Below are 3,916 nucleotides of genomic sequence, written 5' to 3'. Positions count from 1 at the left end.
GTATAGTTATAAAGTTTTTATATTTATTTGGACAATTATTTTATTGTTTTTTCTACTTTATTATGGTTACAGTGAAGTTTCCGACACCGAGCAGGTGCCAGTCATAACAATCAAAAAATAGAAGTGAAAAATATTGAGAAAACCAAATGAGATAAAAATAGATACAGTAGAAAGACTACTACAGGAAGTAATTAATCGTACGAAGTTAGATGAAATATTGGAAATAAAAAACTTTAATGGAAAATATGTTGATTGCTGCTTGGGGAGAAAATTGTAGATATCACAATTGGTATAAAGATATTCATGAGTTATTCAGAGGTTACGATTTACACTGCCTTAGGAAAAAAAGGATAGGTTTCCGAGACACCCTTTATATTTAAGTAACGATTCAAGCTAATAGATTACATAAAATCAGAGCGGATTGTGCATCGTCTTATTCGAACTACAAGAAACCATAAACGAACAAGTAAAGCGGGACTTAGAGTAAACTGTAATGGTGAAACAGGAGGAGACGCATGGGTGTGGTGTTCAATTTGTCATGAAGAACATCCCGTTCTTTTCTGATATGTTTCAATATAATCAAGGAAACCCCTATCATTCTTTACCATTATGTCAGCACACATATATGGTATACGCTCATTTAACAGAGAATTATGTAGGGGAAGATTTATTTCTTCTGCAAAGTGCTGCAGCATTCCATGATACAGGTAAACCGTTTTGCCGTGTATTTAAAAAGCTCAAAGGGTACCATTCGTATTATGGTCACGAATATGTCAGTACTCACATCGCTTGCCACTTTTTAATGGAACTTGGTTTCGAATGGGAGTTTATTGAGAAAGTATTAATGATTACAGAGTTTCATATGAAGATGTTACATGGCGGGGAAGAGGCAGCACGTGAAATCTATCATTACTGCGGTGATGAGATGCTTACGAAATTATATTTTTTCCGAGATGCAGATGCATTTGTGAAGTAGAGAAGGGAAAAAATGCTTGTAAATATCCACGAACATTGCACGTTCCTTGGTCGATAGGGGTAACAAGTGATGACTGTGTTCTACAAAATATGGACGGATTTGAAACTCAAGAAGTAATCGTACTAGAAAAGTTAGATGGTGAAAATACATCCCTTTATAAAGATGCTATTCATGCAAGGTCGTTATCAAGTGGTCATCACCCATCGAGAACATGGGTAAAAACGTTACAAGGAAGTATGGGGTATAGAATTCCAGAAGGCTGGCGTATATGTGGTGAAAATGTATATGCTTGTCATAGCATTCACTACACAGCACTGACTTCCTATTTTTATGTCTTTTCAATATGGAATGAGAAAAATGAATGTTTATCGTGGGATGCAACAGTTGCATGGTGTAAAAAGTTAGGCCTTGCACACGTTCCAGTGTTATATCGTGGCCCCTATAATGAAAAGGTAATTCGTTCGTGCTACAACGGTACTTCACTCTTTGGAGGAATTCAGGAAGGGTATGTACTTAGATTAATGGATGCGTTTCACTATAATGATTTTTCAAAATCCGTAGGGAAATTTGTTCGAAAAGACCATGTGCAATCCAATCAGCACTGGATGACACAAGCGGTTATCCCCAATAAATTAGCAAAATAAAAACACGCAACTCCAAATGGAACTGCGTGTTTTTTCGTTTTCTAACATCATTTGACGTTCATGTATGGTTACTCTTATCAGAGAATATACTCCCTAACACGGAAAACTATTAATTTATTAGTTTTTATTCGTAACTTTTAAAGTATCTAATACGACTTTAGTCGCGTCAGCAATAAGCTTATCATCATATTCTGCATCTTCTTTATCATGATTAGAAAGGATGGCAAGAACAATTGGCTTTTTATTTGGTGGCCAAATAATCGCAATATCATTCCTTGTTCCATAAGATCCTGCGCCTGTTTTATCAGCTACTTCCCATCCTTTTGGTACGCCCGCACGAATCAACTTATCACCAGTCGTATTTCTCTTCATCCAATCTACTAATAATTCACGTTTCTCTGTTGGAAGTGCAGATCCTAATGTAAATGATTGAAGTGTCTTAGCGATCGCTTCTGGTGTACTGGTATCGCGCGTTTCTCCAGGATGTACTTCATTTAATTCAGGTTCAAATCGTTCAGATTTAGTAACCGTATCTCCCGTTTCTCTCAAGATTTTTTCAAATGCGGATGGACCACCTAATTTTTTAAGAATTAAATTATGTGCCGTACTGTCACTATATCGAACAGAAGCATCTGCAAGTTCTTTTAACGTCATTCCTGTATCCACATGCTTTTCTGTAATTGGATTATAATTAGAAAGGTCTTCACGCGTATACGTAATCCTTTCATCAAGAGCTTCTATTGAGTTCTGACGTAAAAGAGCTCCCGCTGCTAATGATTTAGATGTAGAGGCAAATGCAAAACGATCATTTGGATGATAAGCAACAGTTTGATTTGTACCTGTATCCAGAGCATAAATACCAAGCTTAGCATTATATTCTTTTTCAAGCTTAGCAAAAGAATCATGACGTGTATTTTCTTGTTTAATTTGCTTTATTTGTTTTGTTTGCTTAGGTAGTTCAGATGGAGTATTACTATTAGAACACCCTATTAGTGTTACACATGAAAGTAATACGACAGGTACAATCTTTTTGTAGGTAAAGAACTTGTTTAAAACGTACATGAATTTTCAACCTCTTTCAACGATATATGGATTTTGTTTTGGTATTTTAAATACCGATGTTAATTAAAGTGGGTGTTGGATACCAATACTTCTGAAGTTGAATTTTAACAGGATAAGCAGAACCAAAGCGTTTATATGAATGAACGGTTACTGTTTAGGGTGTTTCTTTTTTGCTTACACTCGTAATAGTTTACCTGTGAAAGTATTAAACTCGTAACGTTTAAATGAAGTATTTCAATACACACTTTTTTTACATCACTTTACTTTTGGGAATAATAAGTCCTTTCATATTTTTAGGAATACACATAATAGACACTCTAAGTAATAAATTTGTTCCATTTTAACTTGGTGAACGGTAAAGAAAATACAATGAATTGTAAATGAAACCTGTACGGGAGTATAGTACAGTGCATATGACCCCCCCCTCAATGCTATCTCTGAAAAAATCATAATTCTCGGCTTTATAAACTGTATTTTCAAAAATATTGCGAGCTTGTAAGAAAAATGAAAGGTAATTCAATATGAGATAAACAACCTTACTACTACAATGAAAAACAGAATTATTCTTAAAAATCATGAGATACGATATCAAGTTATTTGTGTGTTTAATATATTTGACCAAATATTCCAGTTTCAATAGGAAAAGTCGAGTCAGACCATTAACAAATGGTATATTATTCGTATTTTGGAAAAGTCAAAATGTAGACAAGCATCTTCTATCAAATCTCATTCTTAGTATGTACATTTGGAGGGGATTTCTCATATGAAATTAGTAAAAGTAACAGATGTTAGTTAGGAGAAAGATGATAATGTTAACAAATTCTATGGGAAGGTGAAGAAAGAAGGTAGCGTAGGTCTATTCCTACGTGTATATCATTTAGATAAAAAAGGTGTAACAGCTTGGGAGGAAGTGCAGGAAGACAAGCTTCCTAAGAAAGTAAAAGAAAAACTAGGTGTGAAATAATCATTTATTTGTGATGGTGGATTCTCCTACGTCGAGGGTTTGCCGTTTTTTATTATATGTTATGTTGTAATTTTTTATATGAAGTATATTGAAAAGATAGGGTAGATCTTCTGGAATGATATTTCCATAATTAATAATTTGTACGTTAACCTTTCCATTATTACTAATTCCTTTTATATCAACAAATTTCCCCACATATCCCTTTGTACCAATATCTTTTAAAGTACGTATAAAAAATGCCCTTTACCTTATCTTTAAATTTTTATATTA

The 3,916-nt window shown here is 34.1% G+C and carries 3 protein-coding genes and 1 pseudogene; 3 read left to right on the top strand and 1 reads right to left on the bottom strand.

Annotated features, from left to right (window positions below; all coding sequences use genetic code 11):
* Positions 1-493 precede the first annotated feature (493 nt).
* Together ACQGS6_RS24215 and ACQGS6_RS24210 are read left to right on the top strand one after the other, a co-directional pair.
* Positions 494-976 carry an HD domain-containing protein gene (locus ACQGS6_RS24215; RefSeq protein WP_065223726.1) on the top strand — a complete coding sequence of 161 codons (483 nt, stop codon included), beginning with the start codon at positions 494-496 and terminating at the stop codon, positions 974-976.
* Positions 977-1,065: 89 nt separating this feature from the next.
* Positions 1,066-1,620, top strand: coding sequence for an RNA ligase family protein (locus ACQGS6_RS24210; RefSeq protein ID WP_000348598.1), 555 nt, complete (start codon positions 1,066-1,068; stop codon positions 1,618-1,620).
* 117 nt (positions 1,621-1,737) lie between these two features.
* Here the strand turns inward: ACQGS6_RS24210 and blaIII are convergent, their stop codons facing one another.
* Complete coding sequence (gene blaIII, locus ACQGS6_RS24205; protein ID WP_000289419.1) at positions 1,738-2,682, bottom strand: class A beta-lactamase BlaIII; 945 nt, start codon at positions 2,680-2,682, stop codon at positions 1,738-1,740.
* An 859-nt stretch (positions 2,683-3,541) separates the two neighbouring features.
* Between blaIII and ACQGS6_RS24200 the strand changes: the two are divergent.
* Positions 3,542-3,646 (top strand): annotated as a pseudogene (locus tag ACQGS6_RS24200) (YxeA family protein); the annotation flags it as partial.
* Between the last annotated feature and the right edge of the window lie 270 nt (positions 3,647-3,916).

Source organism: Bacillus sp. GMs2/2, assembly GCF_050172095.1.
Taxonomy (GTDB): domain Bacteria; phylum Bacillota; class Bacilli; order Bacillales; family Bacillaceae_G; genus Bacillus_A; species Bacillus_A cereus.
Note: the sequence above shows the minus strand (reverse complement) of the source record. Positions and strands in the feature narration are given on the sequence as shown.